The sequence below is a fragment of the Desulfobaculum sp. genome (assembly GCF_054921475.1).
The window spans coordinates 1-2,786 of record NZ_JBUDSW010000358.1 but is presented as its reverse complement, the minus strand read 5'-3'; the positions used below and the strand labels follow the sequence as shown (position 1 = coordinate 2,786).

2 protein-coding genes and 1 pseudogene are annotated in these 2,786 nt (G+C 60.3%); 1 reads left to right on the top strand and 2 read right to left on the bottom strand.

Annotation, left to right across the window (positions count from 1 at the left end; all coding sequences use genetic code 11):
• Positions 1 to 162 precede the first annotated feature (162 nt).
• On the bottom strand, positions 163 to 495 hold the full coding sequence (locus ACY69P_RS15865; RefSeq protein WP_462328183.1) for a TraR/DksA family transcriptional regulator: 333 nt from the start codon (positions 493 to 495) through the stop codon (positions 163 to 165).
• Between the two features lie 364 nt (positions 496 to 859).
• Here ACY69P_RS15865 and ACY69P_RS15860 point away from each other — a divergent pair, with 364 nt between their 5' ends.
• Positions 860 to 2,368: a catalase gene (locus ACY69P_RS15860; protein ID WP_462328182.1), complete on the top strand. Its 1,509-nt coding sequence runs from the start codon at positions 860 to 862 to the stop codon at positions 2,366 to 2,368.
• 207 nt (positions 2,369 to 2,575) lie between these two features.
• Here the strand turns inward: ACY69P_RS15860 and ACY69P_RS15855 are convergent.
• A pseudogene (locus ACY69P_RS15855) lies at positions 2,576 to 2,786 on the bottom strand (L-aspartate oxidase); the annotation flags it as partial.

The following is a 2,786-nucleotide window of genomic DNA, read 5'->3' as shown; positions in this document are numbered from 1 at the left end:
ATGACTGGCGTATAAACGGGATCGTTAAGGGCCCACGGCCCTTGACCCGCCGGAGGCTTCTTTTTCTTCTGCCGCAAGCCGACGAGGCGAGGCGAGATGAAAAAACGGGCGCTGGGAGTGTTACTCCCGGCGCCCGTTTGTCGTGTGTCGTATTGGGCGCGGCTACTCGGCGCAATCCACGCAGAGGGAGGCTTCGGGCATGATGAGGAGTCGGCGGACGGGGATGGGTTCGCCGCATTCTTCGCAGTGGCCGAAGTCCTCATCGTCGATATTGGCGAGGGCGCGTTCAAGGCCGAGCATTCGGCGCTTGGACTCGGCCAGCACTTTGCCGCTGATGCCCTGATTGGTCAGCGAGTCCATGCGGGAGAGCCTGCCGATGGGTTGGTCCAGATCAACGGTCTTGGCGCTGTCTTCCAGACGGGCGACGGTTTCGCGGAGGGTCTCGATTTCCTCACGAATGCATGTTGCGATCTGTTCGCGTTCTTCCTTGGTCATGGCTATCCTTCCTTCAAGATGTTCCTGCGGGTTTGCCCGTGGAGGGCCGGAAAAACGCACGCGACCGCCGCAGATGCTGTTAGCGTCTGCGCGGTGAATTGTGCGTCGTATGGCGCGCGCCCGGATGACCCGTGCGTGCAAAGTTCCTACTGTAGCAAGGTGAAAAGAGACCGGCAACCGCTTTGTTCTTTTCTGCGCGGAGGATGGAGCTGGATGGGGTGCGTTGCGTGATGTATGCATGTCGCGTGTTGTGTTTTGCATTGCGCATGGAGTGTGTTATGCATGGGAGGAATATCAGAAAGTCCACCTTGGACGTATGTCCTTGGTTTTGTTGTTCTGTAATCCATGCATTGTGAGGTTTTCCATGGCAAAGAAGAAGATGACAACGGCTTTTGGCGTACCTGTAGGGAACGACTTGAATACGTGGACCAGTGGTTCCCGTGGTCCGTCGCTTTTGCAGGACGTGCACCTGCTGGAAAAGTTGGCGCACTTTGATAGGGAGCGCATCCCCGAGCGTGTTGTGCACGCCAAGGGCGCCGGGGCGTACGGGTATTTTGAAGTAACGGCGGACGTGAGCACGTATACGAAGGCCGCGTTCCTGTCCAAGGTTGGCAAGCGCACGGACGTTTTCGCGCGTTTTTCCACTGTTGGCGGGGAGAAGGGCAGCGCCGACGCAGAGCGCGACCCCCGCGGCTTTGCCGTGAAATTCTATACGGAGGAAGGCAACTACGACATGACCGGCAACAACACCCCGGTCTTCTTCATCCGCGACCCGCTGAAGTTCCCGGACTTTATCCATACGCAGAAGCGCAACCCCGCCACCAACCTCAAGGACCCGACCATGGCGTGGGACTTCTGGTCCCTGACGCCGGAATCCATGCATCAGGTGACGATTCTGTTCTCGGACCGGGGCACACCTGCGACGTACCGCAACATGAATGGCTACTCCAGCCATACCTATAAATGGTACAACGCCAAGGGCGAGTATTTCTGGGTGCAGTACCACTTCAAGACCGATCAGGGCATCAAGAACCTGACCGGCCCCGAGGCGGCGGCAATGTGCGGCAAGGACCCGGACCACGCCACGCGCGACCTGTACGACGCCATCGAACGCGGCGAGCATCCGTCGTGGACGCTGGAGATGCAGATTCTCAGCCCCGAGCAGGCCAAGGACTTTGGCTGGGATATCTTCGACATCACCAAGGTCTGGCCGCATAAGGAGGTGCCGCCCATCACCGTGGGCAAGCTGGTGCTGAACAGGAATCCGGAAAACTACTTTGCCGAGGTGGAGCAGGCCGCATTCAACCCGAGCAACCTTGTGCCCGGTATTGGTGTGTCTCCGGATAAGATGCTGCAGGGGCGGCTGTTCTCGTATCACGATACGCACCTGCACCGCCTTGGGCCGAACTATCACCTCATCCCCGTGAACCAGCCGAAACACGCCATGGAGCAGAACTACCAGCGCGATGGGAACATGCGCGTGGATGCCAACGGCGGTGGGGGGCCGAACTATTGGCCCAACAGCTTCCATGGCCCGGCGCCGGACCCGTCCTATGGCGAACCGTCCATTGAAGAGCATGGCCCCGGCGACCGCTACGAGTTCGACCACCCCAACGACGACTTTGTCCAACCGGGGAACCTGTACCGCCACGTGATGTCTGAGCAGGACCGGACGAATCTCGTCAGCAATATTGTGGGCAATATGGGGAGCGTCCCGAGGCCCATCCAGCTCAGGCAGTGCGCGCTCTTCTTCCTGGCGGATGAGGACTACGGCGCCCGCGTGGCCGAAGGGCTGGGGCTGGATATGGCCGAGGTGAAGCGCCTTGCCGCAATGTCGCAGGAGGAGCGCGTGGCCGCGACACCTGTGAAGTAGCTGCGATGTGAAGAAAAGCGATGAAGCCGGGACGCCGCGTGCGTTCCGGCTTTTTTGGTGCGCTGGTTGCGGCCCGTGTGTGGCGGGGCTGGGGCAATGCGGCTGTATTGGGCGCGGCTATTTGGCGGCGGAAGGTGGCGCCAAAGAAAAACGGACGCTCCCGGTATGGGGGGCGTCCGTGTTGCGTCTGTGTGAGGGCGGCTGGGGCTATTTGCGGAAGTGACAGCCCCGGCTGTTTTTGTTGCGCATGGCCGCGAGGGTGACGATGTACGCGGCGTAGCACCCATGGAACAGGTCCACGAGGGACTTGGAGATGGGCGTTTGCTTGTAGAAGTCCTGCAGGTGCCTGTTGAGGCTGCGCATGTCGTCATAGGCGCGCTTGAGGCGCTGGGTGGTGCGGGTGATGCCCACATAGTTC

Bases quoted from the DNA above. Each gene is read 5' to 3' on its own strand.
- ACY69P_RS15865 (WP_462328183.1), bottom strand. From the start codon at position 495: ATGACCAAGGAAGAACGCGAACAGATCGCAACATGCATTCGTGAGGAA.
- ACY69P_RS15860 (WP_462328182.1), top strand. From the start codon at position 860: ATGGCAAAGAAGAAGATGACAACGGCTTTTGGCGTACCTGTAGGGAAC.